This window comes from Gimesia aquarii, assembly GCF_007748195.1.
GTDB classification, from domain to species: Bacteria; Planctomycetota; Planctomycetia; order Planctomycetales; family Planctomycetaceae; genus Gimesia; species Gimesia aquarii.
Genome location: NZ_CP037920.1, coordinates 7,349,372 through 7,365,349, shown reverse-complemented (window position 1 = coordinate 7,365,349; position 15,978 = coordinate 7,349,372). Strand labels below are relative to the sequence as shown.

Here is a 15,978-nt window from a genome sequence, read left to right as displayed (position 1 = left end):
CGAGTCAGTGTAAAAAGAGACTGTTTTAAGAGTCGGCCTCTACAGGTTATTTGATTTCATCCCGATGAGCCAGGAAAGTCTGGACCATCTCTTTACGAATTCGTAACATCAATTCTTTGGACAAAAGCGAAGAATGGGTTTTTCCAGGATGAATCTCAACAACGGCTTCATTATCTAATTGAGCCAGCGATTGTTTGAGCAAAATGGTTGCTCCTTCCAGGTAGAAGGTATCCAATTCTCCCATAAAGACATGAATTTTTCCTGCCAGTTTCGGAGACAGAGTTTTCCAGTTTGTTTCAAGTATTAGTCGAATGTCGTAGGCTTTCCAGGCTTCAACTACTTCGGGATTAATGTTGCCGGTTTCCCGATCATATAATTTCAATGGTGTGCCATCTTTTCCACGGGGACTAAACACAGCTTCAAAACTCCGTAGTTGACCACCATGCCCGAGTACATGTTCCATCTTAGAAAATGGCTCATACCATAAAATCGGAGTCTGTCCTCTGCGGGCAATCGGCCTGGCTTGATTCATTGCATCTCGGTACATGTTACTGGAAGAATCATAGAGATTAATTTGTTGAAAGTTACGGAAATCAACAGGGTCCGGTGCTGTACTCCAGGTACCACCAAAGACATCTGGATATGTGACTTGCAACCAGAGGGAAGACCAGCCCCCCGAGGAATGACCAGTTAAAAACCGTGCGCGTTGGTGTGGAATTGCGCGATAAGCTTTTTCGAGTTCCGGCAGAAATTCTGTTGTGAATGCTTCGCCCACGGGGCCGTTATTGGCTGAATCAGCGAAAACATGATGTCCCCAACGACATTGAGGATTCAAGACAACACGAATAAATTCGACATGACCTTCATTCTGCTCGGAAACAGGCGTGTTTCTTAGTCCACGAAAATGATCACCACCGAAACCAGGAATCGAAAAAATGACAGGGTACTTTCGCTGTTTCTGTTGATAGTAACTCTGGGGCAAAATAACCGTGGCTTCGAAGTAGGTGTCCTGGTCATGAAATTTCGATAATAATGCAGAACGAATTTTAAAGAGTTTGCTCCATTGGGTATCTTTAAATGTTTTTTCAACGACGAGTTTATTGATTGTCAAAATTGGTGTTTTTAGACCGGCATATTTGGGGATGGCGATAACTTGACTGAATCCATTTCCGGGTGCTGTCCCGATTTTTGGTTCATTCGAATTAAAACGTACCACAGCTTGCGCACGGTAATGGTCTAAATTCATTTCAGAAAACGGTATTGGAAACGAGAGTAAATTTTTTGACTCAGGTGTGAACTCGAGAATCTCCCCGGGCTTCCAGTTGACAACGTCTTGAGCAATGAATGATTCCGGTTGAAACCAGGATGGTCCCAAACGAGGTTCCCGATGGGATTGTGTAAAAATCAAATAAACGCGACCAGTAAAGGGTTGATGATGAATTGATTTGGTAAAGCTGACTTGAAATGCGTTTTCGGAAGCAGGCAGCTCCGTGAAGAGCAAAAAAAAGAAGAGAAACATCAAATAAAAAGTAGACATGTTTATTCGAAATCGTTGAATCATTGGTAGTCTAGCCTCAAGTTGTTTAAATAAGTATCAAAAGTCAACTAAAATTCTATATGATTACCAACCGAGATGCATCATCAAAAAAGAAGCTTAAGCGAAAGGCACAGTCCAAAATGAATGATCATACATCCAAGGTGGAAGAATTATTATCTCGCCTTAACGGACTAGAGTCCGTGTTAATGCATATCCAGCACGATATCGAACAGTTAAATGAAGCAATCCTGCAACAAGGCAGAGTTGTTGATGCCATTACGAAGTCGATGAAACAGTTAGATTTTCGCATTGGAATGCTAGAGGAAGAAGAGGAAGGGCCTGATTCTTATCAGGAAAAACCACCACATTATTGATTAATATCCTTCAACAATGGTTTATCAATCTCACGTTATTAATTCCAATACCATTTAAAAATCTAATGTTCTCGGAAATGAACAGCTTGAAAAAGCCATTCTGATGCTTCATCTTATTAGATAGTGTTTGTCATATATCTTATCTGAATTCCGGAAGGGTTTTACTCATGTCTCAGGTGATTTCATTGATGTTTCGTGTTTGCCTGTTTTCTTTGTTTTGCTCCTCTGGAATCAATTTGCTAGCGGCTGCAGAACAGAAGCAGCCGAATGTTGTAATTATCATGACTGATAATCACGGTGAATGGACTTTGGGTTGTTATGGAAACCGCGACATTAAAACGCCGAATATCGATCGCCTTGCGAAAGAAGGAACTTTATTTACACGCGCTTTCGCGAATAATGCCGTCTGTTCTCCCACCCGAGCCACATTTCTTACCGGGTTAATGCCCTGCCAGCATGGGGTGCACTGTTATCTCAGACCACGCATACAAACCGGACCTGATGCATTTAACACACTGGAAGAATTTCAATCGATTCCGCAGGTATTGCATGATGCAGGCTATGTTTGTGGGTTGTCGGGAAAATGGCATCTGGGTGATAATCTTTATCCTCAGGAAGGATTTTCATACTGGATAACGAAGCCGCATGGTGCCAGTTCGGGTTTTTATAACCAGAAAGTAATCGAGCACGAGAAAATTCGTGATGAACCGACCTATCTGACAGATCTGTGGACACAGCATGGAATCAAATTCATCAAACAAAACCAGAATAAACCGTTCTTTTTATTTCTGACCTACAATGGCCCTTATGGTTTGGGGGCTGCTATGAAGGAACCGATCAAAAATCGGTTTAAGGATGAATACGAAAAAAAGACATTTCCCTCTTTTCCCCGAGAAAAAGCACAGCCCTGGAATTTCAACTATGGTGACTGGATTGGTGATTTAAACATCATTCGAAAATATGCTGCAGAGGTTTCTGCGGTTGACGATGGTGTGGGCCAAATCATGCAAACACTAAAAGACCTCGGATTGCGTGAGAATACGTTGGTCATTTTTACTGCAGATCAGGGCTTAGCCGGCGGTCATAGTGGCTATTGGGGTATGGGCGATCATACCAGGCCTCTCACAGCATTTGACTGGACAATCAGTATCCCGCTCATTTTTTCTCATCCGGGCAAAATAGTATCGGGAGCTCGACAAGATATGATGGTTGCCAATTATGATGTTTATCCCACATTGTTGAGCTATTTGGGAATGCAGGACAAAATTCCCACTCAACCAGCAACACCCGGTCGAAACTTTGCACCGGTTTTGAAAGGTAAACAGGTTCCCTGGTCTGAAGTCGTCTTTTATGAGTTTGAAAATGTGCGTGCCATCCGTACGAAAGACTGGAAATACATCGAACGTTTTCGCGAGAGTCCAAACGAGCTTTATGATCTGACGCAAGACTCTGGTGAACGAACAAATTTGATTGAAAATTCTAAATTCAATAGGACTCGCAACGAACTCAAACAGAGAATGGATCAATTCTTTGCGAAATACGCGGATCCTCAATGGGATATCTGGAATGGCGGCAATTCAAAAACAATACTGATGACCAAAAAATTATTTCCCGATTCGTCTCTGTATTTACCATCCAAAAAGTAATGACCATCGGTATGGCATCAATCCTTCGTACCTGAAGTATGTCATGTCATCATTTCAGTGTTTTAATCACTGAAATCGATATAATCGGCAATCTTTTTGCACGCTCTATTAATTATCTGTTTTGTTTGAGTGTTTCAATTATGCATCACTCCTTTACCGACTTACTTTAGTAGTATCGGGAAGTTTGAGTGAAGAAACTCAAGTCTGGTAAAACTCAATGTGAACCAGACAAAATGTTGCATTTCCCCTGATGGAACATAGGCTCTCCTTTCCGATACGTAATTTAACGAATCGTTTTGAAAGTTTGAGCACAACCAGGAGGTACGTGCCGTGTCTGTTACTCATTACACCGCCAAAGAGATCAGCGATCTCGAGACGAAGTCAACGACTCCCCGGTTTTTACATTCCTTGTTTGGCAGTGCAGCGATATTAGCATTGGCCTTTCAATGGCCCACTAGTGCCTGGTATTTCCAGATAGGGTGGACGCTTATCGCCGCGTATAGCATGTTTTGCTGGTCGAGCTGTTTTCATGAAACGTCCCACCAGGGAATATGTGGAAAACCCTGGGTTAGCATCTGGTTAGGTCGCGCCATTGGCACCATGCTGTTTGTTTCCTATACCGCTTATCGCGAAGCTCATATTCGTCATCATGCTTACTTGAATAAGCCAGGTGACTGGGAATTATGGCCTTATTCCGACCCTAATACGTCGTTGAACTTCCGTCGTATCTTCTGTTGGATGGAATTTCCGTTTGGGTTTATCACTTCCCCCTTAGTTTACAGTCGCCTGTGTTTCAGTAAGAACACACCGGTGAAAAAGCCTGCAATCATGAAAGCCATGCGGATGGAATACGCAGCCATGGCAGCGGTCTGGGCGTTGATCTTGGGTACTGTTGCCTGGTTCTCTCTCTGGGTTCCTTTTCTCGTTGCCTGGGTCATTCCGCATTGGGTTGCCAGTGTCATTCAGACATTTCGTAAATTCACAGAACACCTGGGAATGCAAAGTTACGATCCTTTGCTGGGAACACGAACCGTCATCGGTTCTAATCTGATTACTCGGGTTTGCACATATATCAACTTCGACATTTTCGTACATGGTCCCCATCATCGACACCCCAAAATTGCTCACAATAAGCTTGTCGAGAAAATGGACTCTTATCAGGACGAAAATCCTGACACAAAATACCCTGTCTTTACAACCTATATGTCTGCCATTAGACATACCTTGCCCGCGCTTTGGAATCCGGGAGTCGGTATGAATGCGGGAGCTCCTGCTCCCAAAAAAGAGAAATGGTTAGGTGCAGATAACTTTGTGACAGACGTTGCCAGAGAAATTCTTTCTGATCGCGATGTTGCAAAGCCTCATCAGGCATAAGACCGTGTCTGATGTTTGAAAATCAAAACGCCCCATACATTTTTAATAAGTATGGGGCGTTTTTAATTCTCTCTATAGACGTCCGAAATCGAGCTGTCTTATCTTCTAAAACGGCGATTGCGGAACAGGCCACGTCTGGTGCGACCACAACATTCTTCCTGCACGGGTTGAGGACAAGGTTCAGCAACCGGCGTCAGTTCATCGCGCACTTTCAACAACAGTTTTTTACTGGCCCTGATTCCCGCATATTCGTCGAGCTTCCTGCCTTCATATTCAATGCCAACATATCCATGATAACCGGCGTCGAGAACGATTTTCATCATCTTCACATAATCGGTGTTGATCTCATTACCGTCTTTGTCAAAGTCGTGCGTTTTGGCACTGACTGCTTTCGCATAAGGCATGAGTTCTTTGACCCCTTTATAGCGATCATATTCTTCACCGGTTTTGCGGTTGATCACAAAGTTTCCAAAGTCAGGCAGTGTTCCACAGTTGGGAAGATTGACCATTTTCATGACCCCCGCCAACCAGGCACCGTTTGATGACAGGCCACCATGATTTTCCACAAGTACATTAATATCATATTGTGTTGCAAATTTAGTGAGGCGACGTAATCCGTCAGCAGCCAGTTTTTGTTGTTCTTTGTAGCTGCCATTACTACGAGCATTCACCCGAATTGAATGGCAACCTAATGTTTTAGCAGCTTTTACCCATTGATGGTGATTTTTAATTGCCTGCGTTCGCTTTTGGGGATCAGGGTCGCCGAGTGCCCCTTCTCCATCGATCATGATTAGTAAATTTTTCACACCTGCATCAGAGGCCCGCTGATTCATCTCGGCGAGATACTTTGCGTCTTTGGCCTTGTCTTTGAAGAACTGATTGACATACTCGACAGCAGAAATTCCAAACTCGTCTTTAGCAACTTTCGCAAATTCTAGGTTGTCCATCTTGCCGCTTTTAAGTGCACGATGCAGAGACCATTGCGCCAGAGAAATTTTGAACAACGGCTGATTCAGTGAAGTAGAAGCAAAGGTAGAACCCGCCCAACTGGAAAACGCAAGTCCAGCAGAAAATGCGGTAGTTTGTTTGAGGAAGTCGCGGCGAGAAGAAAAGGGAGTCATAAAAGGATCTTTCTTTGTGATTAATGGAATTGCAGGATAGATGCTCACATCAAAACAGTTTTTGGATTATAAAAACTCAATCTTCAGGAAACAATCAAGGTACTGAAAGCATTAAAAAACAAAACCTCCGAATCACCAGGATGGCGATTCGGAGGAAATTCAATGCTGAAGTTTACAAAACAGCCTCGCTTTTAATAGCGATAGTATTCTGGTTTGTAAGGTCCTTCGACGGGAATGCCCAGATAATCAGCTTGTTGATCGGAGAGTTTCGACAGCTTTACTCCCAGTTTATCCAGGTGCAAGCGGGCGACTTCTTCATCCAACTGTTTGGGAAGCATGTAGACGCCGATTTCATATTTATCTGATTCGTTCCAGAGTTCAATCTGTCCGATCACCTGATTGGTGAAGCTGTTTGACATAACAAATGAAGGGTGACCGGTCGCACAACCCAGGTTCACCAGACGGCCTTCTGCGAGTACGATCAATGCTTTGCCGTCAGGATAAACGAACTTGTCGACCTGTGGTTTGATTTCAATCTGCTTGATATCTTTTCGCTCTTTGAGGTAAGCGATTTGAATTTCCGAATCGAAGTGCCCGATGTTGCAAATGATGGCTTCGTTTTTCATTTGATCCAGATGTTCGCCACAGATCACATCACAGCAACCAGTGGCGGTAACAAAGATATCGCCCCGGGCAGCCGCTTCTTCCATTGTGGTGACTTCAAAACCTTCCATAGCGGCTTGCAAAGCACAGATAGGATCGATTTCTGTTACCAGAACACGTGCACCCAGACCTTTCATGGCATCGGCACAACCTTTACCGACATCGCCATAGCCGCAGACCACAACCACTTTCCCGGCGATCATGATATCGGTGGCACGTTTGATTCCATCTGCCAAAGATTCGCGGCAACCATACAGGTTGTCAAATTTGCTCTTAGTGACTGAGTCATTGACGTTAATGGCGGGGACACCCAATTTCCCTGCTTCGTGCATCTGATGCAGACGATGTACACCGGTAGTTGTTTCTTCGGTGAGGCCTTTAATGCTCTTTAGAAGTTCGGGATACCTCTCATGCACCATGACGGTTAAGTCACCACCATCGTCAAGAATCATATTGAGTGATTCGCCGTTAGGCCAGAAGAGTGTTTGCTCGATACACCAGTCAAACTCTTCTTCATTCATCCCCTTCCAGGCGAAAACAGGTACACCACTTGCGGCAATTGCAGCGGCGGCATGGTCTTGTGTGGAAAAGATGTTACAGCTTGACCAGCGAACTTCAGCTCCCAAGGCGGTCAATGTTTCGATCAATACAGCAGTCTGAATGGTCATATGCAGACAACCGGCAATACGAGTGCCTTTGAGTGGTTGATCTTTGCCATATTTTTCCCGCAACGCCATGAGACCAGGCATTTCGGTCTCTGCGAGTTCAATTTCCTTACGACCCCAGGCAGCCAGTTTTTGGAATTCCTCTTCGCTGTAGTCCTTTACTTTATACGGCAGGGAGTTAGTTTCGGTCGACATTCTCAGTCCTTTTTTTGTTCAATTGGAAAAGGGGGGTTGAATTTAATTCAAGCAGAAAACGACTTGAATCTTGGTATTATAGTTGATTTATATCGGCTGACAAAATTGAGACACAAGAAATACCATGGGATTTACGAAATATCCCAGAAAGCCTTTTCAGTTCTGTAGTTGGTTTTCTCTGATGTTTTACAGCGAACCTAAGGCTTTTGCCTCTCTCAATGATGGTATCAAGCTCTGTTTATCAGCGGGTCTTTGATCTGCTTCGCAATATACCTCAGGCCAAGAGGCTTTACCTATGACAAGTAATCTGGTACCTCTGCTGAATGCAAGATAGGTAAATCGGCTCATACTGGCAATAGAAAATCCAGATTTGTTGACCTGCAAAATGCATAATTTATACACTATGTCTGTCTCTTTCACTATGATTCAGCCATGGTTTGCTCATTTCAAACTCTCAATATGAATAAGAAAACAAAATATGACTCGGATCAGTGAATTATACCAGTCAGGAACATTCGACCTGTCTGTGGAAATCTTTCCGCCTAAAAGTGAAAAAGGCGATGCTAATCTCTTCAAGACGCTGGAAGAATTAATTGGCTATCAACCAGCGTTTGTCTCTTGTACTTATGGTGCAGGAGGATCAACCAGTAAGCGGACCATAGAATTATGTAAAATTATTCAAGAGCGCTTCCAAACTTCAGCCACCGCACACTTTACCTGTGTGGTTTCTACGCGTGAAGAACTGATTGAGTGGTTAAAAAATGCTTCTGAAGCTGGTATCAACAACATCATGGCTTTACGCGGCGATCCGCCTGAGGGGCAGGAAACCTTCATCCCCGCAGACGGAGGCTTACGTTATGCAAATGAACTCGTTGCTTTGATTCGGGAGCACTTTCCTAAGATGGGAATAGGTGTCGCCGGCTATCCGGAAGTTCATCCCGATGCAGTAGATGCGAAAACGGATCTGGCAAACTTGAAACGAAAAGTCGATGCGGGAGCAGACGCTGTTTATACACAACTCTTTTTTAATAATTCCTGTTTTCATGATTTTCGCGAACGATGTGTGCAGGCGGGAATTCACTGTCCTATTATTCCCGGTATCATGCCCATCACGGAATTCAAACGAATTCAGCGTATCACGGCGATGTGCAATTCAACGTTACCAGTGGAACTTAAGAGCAAGCTGGAGTCTGTACAGGACGACTCTACAGCACAATTTGAAATCGGCGTCGAATACGCCATCAAACAATGCCAGGAGTTAATTGATGATGGCGTGCCCGGAATTCATTTTTATGCTCTGAATCGATCACCCGCCTGCAAACGTATTTTTGAGGCACTCGGTTTTCACAAGCGATAAAAGCAACACTGTTATCAAGTAAGTCAGACTCAATCAAGAAGTAGATAAATAAGGAACAGCATGAGTGAGCCACTTAATTTCAAACAGGAACTGACTTGTGTACTCGGGCAACCCATAGCAGAAAACCCATCGCAGTGCATGATGGAAGCAGCTTACAAAGACTGTGGTCTGGAGTGGCGTTATCAAACCATTGAAGTCGCACCGGAAAATCTGGAGCAGGCTATCGGCGGTTTAAGAGCGATGGGGTTTCGCGGTGCGAATTTAACAATTCCGCACAAAGTCGCTGTGATTCAATATCTGGATGGTGTGAGTGATGCCGCCGCCATGATGGGGGCCGTGAATTGTATAGTGCGAAAAGATGATCAACTCATTGGCGAGAACACGGATGGCAAAGGTTTTGTACAATCGCTAAAAGAACTCACCGATCCTCAAGGCAAAAAAATTGTGATGTTTGGCGCTGGTGGTGCGGCCCGCGCGATCGGCGTCGAAACGGCATTATCGGGAGCCGCTGAAATCACGATCGTAAATCGTAATAGCCAGCGCGGGAAAGAACTCGCTGAGCTGTTAAAAGAAAAAACCGGCGTACCTGTGACCTTTGTGCCATGGGAAGGAAACTACTCAGTTTCAGAAGATGTTGATGTAGTAATTAACGCTACATCCATCGGCTTGTTTCCTGATGTGGATGCCGTTTTCCCCATCGATGATTCCTCTCTCAAACCAAATATGATAGTTTCAGATGTAATTCCCAATCCACCCCAGACTCATCTGCTCCGCGAAGCCGCCAAAGCAGGCTGCCCTACCCTCGATGGACTGGGCATGCTTGTCAACCAGGGAGTGATCGGTTTCAAGCTCTGGACCGGCGTTGAACCTGATCCACGTGTCATGCGCGCCGCGCTCGAAGAAGTTTTTGGAGTCTGAAAATGATAAAATAGTACTAGCGATGAAAATACGAACAAAGGTAATTATCTCGCTAATTAATCGGAAGCAGGTTTTACTTTCGGAAGGGTATGATTCCGTACGCGATTTTAAGTTCTATATTCCTGTGGGTGGAGGAGTTGAGTTTGGCGAGATGCTTTATGTTGCTGCAAAGCGTGAACTATCTGAAGAGTTAGGTGTTAAAGACCAAGAGTTAGAATTCATTAATTTCCATGAATCATTGTTTGAATTTAATGGGATTCCAGAACATGAGATTATGTTTCACTATGTATGTCACATAGAAGACATTGTTCGAGAATCCCTCCCGTCGGAAGGAATCGAATCGAATGGTGAACGTTTTAAGGTGGTATGGTTTTCGCAAGAAGAGTTGGATGTAGTTCAAAAAAATATTGTGCCACCTTCAGTTTATAATGAGATCAGGAAAGAACTTAGTTAAATAAAGACATTCATACAATGTATTCTTCGTCGTTTCAGCTTGTTTTAGTGAGTTTCGTATTGCGGTTAATGAATCTACTGTAACAGTTTCTCTTAAACGCGAACCTATTACATGACTTTGAGTCGCAGAGGCAGATTAGGTGGATCAAGTCATGCAGTTGAATCACAAGTGAGCTCCAACGATGAATTCTATAAAAGTTATCGTAGAGGAGAGTGACAGTGAACTGGAAGTGATGCTCACATGGCTTCGTGATTTCAATTATCAGCAGAATGGTGAATTCATGGAATCGCTTGATCGAGGGCAAGAGCCTCCTCTGTTTTTATCTGCACGGGACGTTAACGACGAGGTTATTGGAGGCTTGCAGGGTTCCTTTTTACATCAATGGTTGAGAATAGACGTTATGGCGGTATCGTCCAATTATCGATCAATGGGCGTAGGTCGCCTCCTTGTTACGGAAGCTGAGCGTATGGCCGTTGATCGCGGATGCAGATCCTCCTATGTAGCTACCATGTCTTACCAGGCACCCGATTTTTATCGTCGACTTGGATACCGAGAAGTAGGATGTTTGCCCAATTGGGATTCGCACGGACATGACAAGCACTTTTTCATGAAAGATCTTGCATAGCGAGAAGGGGGCCAGCGATCATTTTCAAGTTCGGTTCAGTTCAATGTGTTTGACACTTTTACCTTTTTCAGAAGATGATTCCGTTGAAATTGCAAGCTGGCCTCGCGATACCAACGAACTCAAGACATGGGCAGGAGCAGATGCTGTTTTTCCTCTCAAATCGGAGCAATTTCGTATCTGGCATGATGATCCTGAGATACACCCTTTCATTGGCCGACATAAAGGTCAATTAGTCGCATATGAGGAATTATGGATCGATGAATCAGAACAGGAGATCGAACTCGCTAGAATCATTGTGCATCCGGCACATCGGAACAAAGGAATTGGTCAGATGTTTGTGACAGCCTTAGTTGCTCAGTCAGAAACGTTTGGTTTAGTGGATCGTTTTCTGCGAGTCTTGCCTGAAAATACCATTGCAATTCGTTGCTATCAAAAGTCGGGCTTTAAGGTCCTTCCAGCTGATGTGCAGAAAACATTTAATCAGAGGCAACCGGTAGAATATGTCTGGATGAAGTATCAGTCAATCAGTTAAAATATTGAATAAATATGTTATTGAGGACGAGATGAATAATTACCAAATTAATAGTAAGCAGCACTGGGTTTTCCTGATAGTATTCGGTTTCTGTGCCCTGCTTGGTTTTTCCGGAGTGCTTGTCGCAGAGATGTTTATGCCAGACAATCCTGGTGGAAACCTTGGTCGATTGGCGATGTATCGATACATGGGAACGACGTCTATTGCCTGGGCTTTGATCGCGCTGTGGTCGGGTTACAAGCTCAGAGTATCGCATTTGACGAATGACAAGTAAGTCAGTACCGATACTCAGTCAGCTTCTGACGAGGGGATAGTACTTCGTGTCACCAAAACGTATCACTTCTGGTTTGCTTTCGCTGATTTTGCTTGTCTTGTTCGGTTGGACTTTCGTTGGTGGTGTTGATGACCTTCGCATTCAGGTGATGTTGTGTATTGGTGTTGTGCTGGGAACCGTTTATACGATCTATGGTGAACTCCCTAAATGGCTCATCATTCTCAGTGGCGGAAAGATCGTTGCCGACGAAGATCCCTCAAATATCTCTCCTCGTATCTATTTGCCAATCCTGATGGTAGCGATCCTGATTGCAATCGTAGCTTTGATGCTGGTCATTTTCGAAATATGGTAAGTTCAAATACTCTGACGTCTCTCTTAAAACGAACACTCTTTAAGATTTTGTGTCTAAGAGTGATCACGTTTGAAATAGTTATTCTGAACTATAGAGCAGTAAAAAGAAAAATGAGTATTACGGTCAGGCAAATCGAAATTAAAGACGCAGAAGGTTTTTACAACGCGCTCTCGAGTGTCGCTGCTGAGAAGGAATACATTTTGACGCTAGAACCGCCACCTTTTGAAAGCACGCAGACATTTATAAAAACAAATGTCGAAAATAATCATGCCCAGTACATAGCTGAGTCAAATGAGACCATTGTTGGGTGGGCGGATATTATCCCGTTCACTCGTCGATCGATGACACATGTTGGTTCACTTGGCATCGGGGTAATCTCAGAATTTCGGGGTCAGGGTATAGGTCAACGACTTTTAGAAAAAACGATTGAGCACGCCTGGCTGCAGGGTTTAAAACGTTTAGAGCTAGAGGTCTTCTCTGACAATGAAATCGCAATGAATCTTTATAAAAAATATGGATATCAGGTTGAGGGCATCAAAAGATATGCACGATGCCTTAATGGAGATTATCAAGACATTGTTGTAATGGCACAGTATCGCATTTGAAAGTGCGCTCAATAGTGATGCCAATAGAAGAAGTCTACTTATGACTCAATGATTCGCTATAAGGGAGTTCTTCGATGTTCCCCAAACCAAAGACTTGCAGGAAGCGGGCAGTGGTGATGTATTTGACATCTGATTTGCCTTCTGCTTCGCGTTCGATGGCAATGAGCTCGCGCCTTAACAGTTGGCGTAAAACACCCACAGCTTTCTCCTTGCCGGCTTCGATGATTTGGTCTTTGCTGATAGGTTGGTGATAAGCCACGAGTGCGAGCACTTCCAGCGCATCCTGTGAAAGTTTGACTTCTTTGGGGCCAAAACCAAATACCCGGTTTCGAATGCGTTCGAAGTCGTGACGTAGCACGAGCCGATAGCCGCCTTCTTCCATGCGAATTTCATATGGTCGTGCTTCATCAATGTATTGACGATTGAGATCATCCAGTAAATCGTCAACATAGGAAGAAGAAAATTCACTATTCAGAAGATTGCACAATTTCTTAGTTGTTAATGGTTCTCCTCCCACAAACAAAGCGGCTTCAATGATCTGTCTGGGAGGAACTCGTGCTTCCCTCTGAGACTCGGTTAGAGAACCAGCCTGTTGTTTATTTGCAGATGCCTCTGATTGAAGCGCTTCGTTGTTATCAATACCGTTCTGGACTTCCGGGAGTTCCAGATCGCGTTCAACTGCTTCAAGCGCTTCAATGGCGCGCTCGTAATCGGCATCTAATTTTTCATCGACTTCGCCGTTCGATGCAAATGCAGCCAGAAAATCATCTTCGTTGAAGATGGTTGTTTCATTGGATTCAGGTGTTTCTTCTTCCGGGGACATTCCCTCAATCCTTTCAGGGAATCAGACATCGAACGGCAAGATGGCTGATGTGCATCATAAAGCAAAAGGCTCCTACTGATTTAACGCCAGTAGATAGGCCTCCCATTTAGCCTGCTTCAGTAAAGCGGCTTTCTGGTCGGCTGCGTTATTGTCCATGTTTGCCCTAAGTTGATCAACCTTTTTTTGGCAATGAGGACAATTCACGAGATGAGCCTCGATTTTCTGGGTCAGTTCCTGGTCTAACAGATTTGACACATAATCTTTGGCATGATCGATGACTTCAGGACAGTAAATTCCTCCAGGACAAAACTTTTCCGAATCCTCTGTTGAGACTTGAATAGTCTGACTGGAAGGTCCCGAGAGCTGATTCATACCAAAAAAACCAACCATACCTATGATCAGACAAGCAGTTACGATCTCCGCACCAGTAATGAAACGACTGATTTGCTTGCGTTTTTTCATGACTGACACAAATTGGCTTAAATCACCTGAAGCGCAAGGCTGCCACTTAGTTTCAGAATCCTGATGTTGTTCGGTTGGATTGTTTTTGTTCATGTCAAAACCTCCTACCTGAATCAGTAGGAATTGAGCCTTTGTAATATTGGGGATAGTACCCCTGTATTGATTATCGAATTCTTCTCTGATGTAGTCTGTGAAATAGCTTACAGTTCGAACATATATACGTTTTCTGACCAAAAATACGAAACAATTATGCTTCTGCGCCTCTTAATAAATGTTCTCCTGACTGGTCTGGCTTGGTTAGGAGAGCGGGAGTGAGTTTAAAATCAATCGAATGTGCCAGATGCTGAGCCTTTCGTAAGATAATTTGTCGTTTTTGCACATCGATCGTCCGTTCGTCCTGCATCTCGCCCAGCAGAACAGTCACTGTTTCTCGCGTACTGCCAATGATACTCGCCAGTTCCTGATGAGAAAGTTTGATATTGATTAGAACCCCTTGTGGGGTAAAACGGCCATATTTTTCAGCTAAGTCGAGTAATAAGTGAGTAAGTCGATCACGATTTGAGCGAAACAGTAACGATTTTAATCTTTGCTCGACGCGTTGACGTCGCAGCCCCATCAGTTTTGTTACACCTAGAGAGACACCGGCATGTTGTTCCATCAGATCCTGAATGACCTGTCCGGGAATACGAATAATTGTGGATTTCAGCATTGCTTCAGCATATTCTTCGCGTTCGCCACCCCCCAGGATGGCTAATTCTCCGAAGAGTTCTCCAGGTTCAATCAACGCCAGAAGGGCCTGTTTTCCTTCGCCTGTGATATGATAGAGCTTGACTCTCCCTGTAAGCACGAGGAATACAGAATCGCTACTTTCCGTCGGGAGATACACCAGATTTCCTCGACCGAACTGCCGTACGGAAGAGTGCCTTTCGACATCCGCGATTTGATCCTGGCTCAGCCGCTCAAACAAATCACAGTTCTTCAAGTACCAGAAATTTTTGTCCATACAGATGAACCTTATCCATATTCCAGAGAAGAAGAATATGAGGTGGCAAGTATTATGTAGTCGGTTGCAACAAATCGAATGATTGAATGTATTAATAGTACCAAGTGGGATGATAATAATATAGAGGTTCCGAAGTCCATTTGAGAACCCCCATCTCAGGAAATCATCGAATTTTTCCTCTTAAGTGATTGCAGGTAAACCGATTTCGTGCCATATGACTTAATTGAAAATGATCATATTTCTAGAAGCTCAGTCACTACTTTCCGAGGAGCACCTATGTCCAGAACAGAGATCGTTCCCGTGTATTGCTTCGAGTCTGGTAGAGCGAATCCCTTTTTTTCAGCTACAAACGTTGCAGTATGGTTAGCGACGACACAATCTCCCAATGGCAATCCTGAATCACAGTCAAGACCAGAAGGAAGGTCTACCGCTAATTTGTTTCCCTGAGATTGGTTCATAATCTGGATCGCGGTTGTAAATGGCGGGCGAATTGTACCTTGAATGCCGGTTCCTAACAGTGCGTCTACGATCCAATCAGCTTCTTCTAGAAATGTCCGAAATTCTTCAGGGTAATCTAAGTTGGGATCACAGTGGATTACTAAACCCATCCTTAAAGCCACTTGATAATTTATCGCAGCATCTCCCTTAAGTTGTTCGGGGTCTGCCAATAGATAAATTTGCACGGGAATACCAGCATTATCCAAATGTCGGGCAATTACAAACCCATCACCGCCATTATTGCCTTTACCAGCACAAATTTTGACGGGTCCTTTTACTTTCAGTGATACTAGCAGTTCAAACACGCCTCGCCCCGCGTTTTCCATAAGTGCAATTCCAGGCAGACCAAACTCTTCGACCGTGCGTTGGTCTACACTCCGAACTGCTTTCCGGCTTAGTCGTTCATGATGGGCCATTTTTATTCTCGTTTTGTGAATTCGGGGTATGCAAATAGAGTTAAAAATAGTAAAAAATCGCTCAAAGTAATTTTATAAACAGTG

Annotated in this window: 18 protein-coding genes; 11 read left to right on the top strand and 7 right to left on the bottom strand. The window is 43.9% G+C overall.

What is annotated here, in order from left to right:
- Nucleotides 1–46 precede the first annotated feature (46 nt).
- A complete protein-coding gene (locus V144x_RS28080) occupies nt 47–1,537 on the bottom strand; it encodes an alpha/beta hydrolase-fold protein (RefSeq protein WP_197998683.1) in 1,491 nt (496 codons plus the stop codon).
- Between the two features lie 140 nt (nt 1,538–1,677).
- On the opposite strand from V144x_RS28080, the gene V144x_RS28075 reads away from it, so the two are divergent.
- The 3 genes from V144x_RS28075 to V144x_RS28065 all read left to right on the top strand — a co-directional run bounded on the left by V144x_RS28075 (nt 1,678) and on the right by V144x_RS28065 (nt 4,931).
- Nucleotides 1,678–1,911, top strand: coding sequence for a SlyX family protein (locus V144x_RS28075; protein ID WP_197998682.1), 234 nt, complete (start codon nt 1,678–1,680; stop codon nt 1,909–1,911).
- A gap of 167 nt (nt 1,912–2,078) precedes the next feature.
- Nucleotides 2,079–3,557 carry a sulfatase family protein gene (locus V144x_RS28070; RefSeq protein ID WP_144990531.1) on the top strand — a complete coding sequence of 493 codons (1,479 nt, stop codon included), beginning with the start codon at nt 2,079–2,081 and terminating at the stop codon, nt 3,555–3,557.
- A gap of 330 nt (nt 3,558–3,887) precedes the next feature.
- On the top strand, nt 3,888–4,931 hold the full coding sequence (locus tag V144x_RS28065; RefSeq protein ID WP_144990529.1) for a fatty acid desaturase family protein: 1,044 nt from the start codon (nt 3,888–3,890) through the stop codon (nt 4,929–4,931).
- 98 nt (nt 4,932–5,029) lie between these two features.
- Here V144x_RS28065 and V144x_RS28060 read toward each other — a convergent pair whose 3' ends face one another.
- Together V144x_RS28060 and ahcY are read right to left on the bottom strand one after the other, a co-directional pair.
- Nucleotides 5,030–6,052, bottom strand: coding sequence for a sugar phosphate isomerase/epimerase family protein (locus V144x_RS28060; RefSeq protein ID WP_144990527.1), 1,023 nt, complete (start codon nt 6,050–6,052; stop codon nt 5,030–5,032).
- Between the two features lie 191 nt (nt 6,053–6,243).
- Nucleotides 6,244–7,575 (bottom strand): adenosylhomocysteinase, encoded by a 1,332-nt coding sequence (ahcY, locus tag V144x_RS28055; RefSeq protein ID WP_144990525.1) that lies wholly within the window; start codon nt 7,573–7,575, stop codon nt 6,244–6,246.
- Nucleotides 7,576–8,053: 478 nt separating this feature from the next.
- Here ahcY and metF point away from each other — a divergent pair, with 478 nt between their 5' ends.
- The 8 genes from metF to V144x_RS28015 all read left to right on the top strand — a co-directional run bounded on the left by metF (nt 8,054) and on the right by V144x_RS28015 (nt 12,692).
- Nucleotides 8,054–8,932 carry a methylenetetrahydrofolate reductase [NAD(P)H] gene (gene metF, locus V144x_RS28050; RefSeq protein ID WP_144990523.1) on the top strand — a complete coding sequence of 293 codons (879 nt, stop codon included), beginning with the start codon at nt 8,054–8,056 and terminating at the stop codon, nt 8,930–8,932.
- A 60-nt stretch (nt 8,933–8,992) separates the two neighbouring features.
- Nucleotides 8,993–9,850, top strand: coding sequence for a shikimate dehydrogenase (locus V144x_RS28045; protein ID WP_144990521.1), 858 nt, complete (start codon nt 8,993–8,995; stop codon nt 9,848–9,850).
- 22 nt (nt 9,851–9,872) lie between these two features.
- Complete coding sequence (locus V144x_RS28040; protein ID WP_144990519.1) at nt 9,873–10,304, top strand: NUDIX hydrolase; 432 nt, start codon at nt 9,873–9,875, stop codon at nt 10,302–10,304.
- A gap of 232 nt (nt 10,305–10,536) precedes the next feature.
- Nucleotides 10,537–10,929, top strand: coding sequence for a GNAT family N-acetyltransferase (locus V144x_RS28035; protein WP_197998681.1), 393 nt, complete (start codon nt 10,537–10,539; stop codon nt 10,927–10,929).
- A gap of 43 nt (nt 10,930–10,972) precedes the next feature.
- A complete protein-coding gene (locus tag V144x_RS28030; RefSeq protein WP_144990515.1) occupies nt 10,973–11,461 on the top strand; it encodes a GNAT family N-acetyltransferase in 489 nt (162 codons plus the stop codon).
- A gap of 31 nt (nt 11,462–11,492) precedes the next feature.
- Entirely contained in the window at nt 11,493–11,735 is a 243-nt protein-coding gene (locus V144x_RS28025; RefSeq protein ID WP_144990513.1) for a hypothetical protein, read from the top strand.
- A gap of 46 nt (nt 11,736–11,781) precedes the next feature.
- Entirely contained in the window at nt 11,782–12,087 is a 306-nt protein-coding gene (locus V144x_RS28020) for a hypothetical protein (RefSeq protein ID WP_197998680.1), read from the top strand.
- Nucleotides 12,088–12,197: 110 nt separating this feature from the next.
- Nucleotides 12,198–12,692: a GNAT family N-acetyltransferase gene (locus V144x_RS28015; RefSeq protein WP_197998679.1), complete on the top strand. Its 495-nt coding sequence runs from the start codon at nt 12,198–12,200 to the stop codon at nt 12,690–12,692.
- Between the two features lie 34 nt (nt 12,693–12,726).
- Here V144x_RS28015 and scpB read toward each other — a convergent pair whose 3' ends face one another.
- From scpB to V144x_RS27995, 4 genes are all read right to left on the bottom strand, one after another.
- Entirely contained in the window at nt 12,727–13,515 is a 789-nt protein-coding gene (gene scpB / locus V144x_RS28010) for an SMC-Scp complex subunit ScpB (protein ID WP_144990509.1), read from the bottom strand.
- 72 nt (nt 13,516–13,587) lie between these two features.
- Nucleotides 13,588–14,070 carry an anti-sigma factor family protein gene (locus V144x_RS28005; RefSeq protein ID WP_144990507.1) on the bottom strand — a complete coding sequence of 161 codons (483 nt, stop codon included), beginning with the start codon at nt 14,068–14,070 and terminating at the stop codon, nt 13,588–13,590.
- Nucleotides 14,071–14,224: 154 nt separating this feature from the next.
- Complete coding sequence (locus tag V144x_RS28000; protein WP_144990506.1) at nt 14,225–14,980, bottom strand: Crp/Fnr family transcriptional regulator; 756 nt, start codon at nt 14,978–14,980, stop codon at nt 14,225–14,227.
- 233 nt (nt 14,981–15,213) lie between these two features.
- On the bottom strand, nt 15,214–15,894 hold the full coding sequence (locus V144x_RS27995) for an NAD(P)H-hydrate epimerase (RefSeq protein ID WP_144990504.1): 681 nt from the start codon (nt 15,892–15,894) through the stop codon (nt 15,214–15,216).
- Nucleotides 15,895–15,978 lie beyond the last annotated feature (84 nt).

Coding starts and splice junctions, on each gene's coding strand:
- V144x_RS27995 (WP_144990504.1), bottom strand. CDS start 15,894: ATGGCCCATCATGAACGACTAAGCCGGAAAGCAGTTCGGAGTGTAGAC.
- V144x_RS28025 (WP_144990513.1), top strand. CDS start 11,493: ATGAATAATTACCAAATTAATAGTAAGCAGCACTGGGTTTTCCTGATA.
- V144x_RS28000 (WP_144990506.1), bottom strand. CDS start 14,980: ATGGACAAAAATTTCTGGTACTTGAAGAACTGTGATTTGTTTGAGCGG.
- V144x_RS28015 (WP_197998679.1), top strand. CDS start 12,198: ATGAGTATTACGGTCAGGCAAATCGAAATTAAAGACGCAGAAGGTTTT.
- metF (WP_144990523.1), top strand. CDS start 8,054: ATGACTCGGATCAGTGAATTATACCAGTCAGGAACATTCGACCTGTCT.
- V144x_RS28045 (WP_144990521.1), top strand. CDS start 8,993: ATGAGTGAGCCACTTAATTTCAAACAGGAACTGACTTGTGTACTCGGG.
- scpB (WP_144990509.1), bottom strand. CDS start 13,515: ATGTCCCCGGAAGAAGAAACACCTGAATCCAATGAAACAACCATCTTC.
- V144x_RS28035 (WP_197998681.1), top strand. CDS start 10,537: ATGCTCACATGGCTTCGTGATTTCAATTATCAGCAGAATGGTGAATTC.
- V144x_RS28005 (WP_144990507.1), bottom strand. CDS start 14,070: ATGAACAAAAACAATCCAACCGAACAACATCAGGATTCTGAAACTAAG.
- ahcY (WP_144990525.1), bottom strand. CDS start 7,575: ATGTCGACCGAAACTAACTCCCTGCCGTATAAAGTAAAGGACTACAGC.
- V144x_RS28040 (WP_144990519.1), top strand. CDS start 9,873: ATGAAAATACGAACAAAGGTAATTATCTCGCTAATTAATCGGAAGCAG.
- V144x_RS28070 (WP_144990531.1), top strand. CDS start 2,079: ATGTCTCAGGTGATTTCATTGATGTTTCGTGTTTGCCTGTTTTCTTTG.
- V144x_RS28080 (WP_197998683.1), bottom strand. CDS start 1,537: ATGTCTACTTTTTATTTGATGTTTCTCTTCTTTTTTTTGCTCTTCACG.
- V144x_RS28060 (WP_144990527.1), bottom strand. CDS start 6,052: ATGACTCCCTTTTCTTCTCGCCGCGACTTCCTCAAACAAACTACCGCA.
- V144x_RS28030 (WP_144990515.1), top strand. CDS start 10,973: ATGTGTTTGACACTTTTACCTTTTTCAGAAGATGATTCCGTTGAAATT.
- V144x_RS28075 (WP_197998682.1), top strand. CDS start 1,678: ATGAATGATCATACATCCAAGGTGGAAGAATTATTATCTCGCCTTAAC.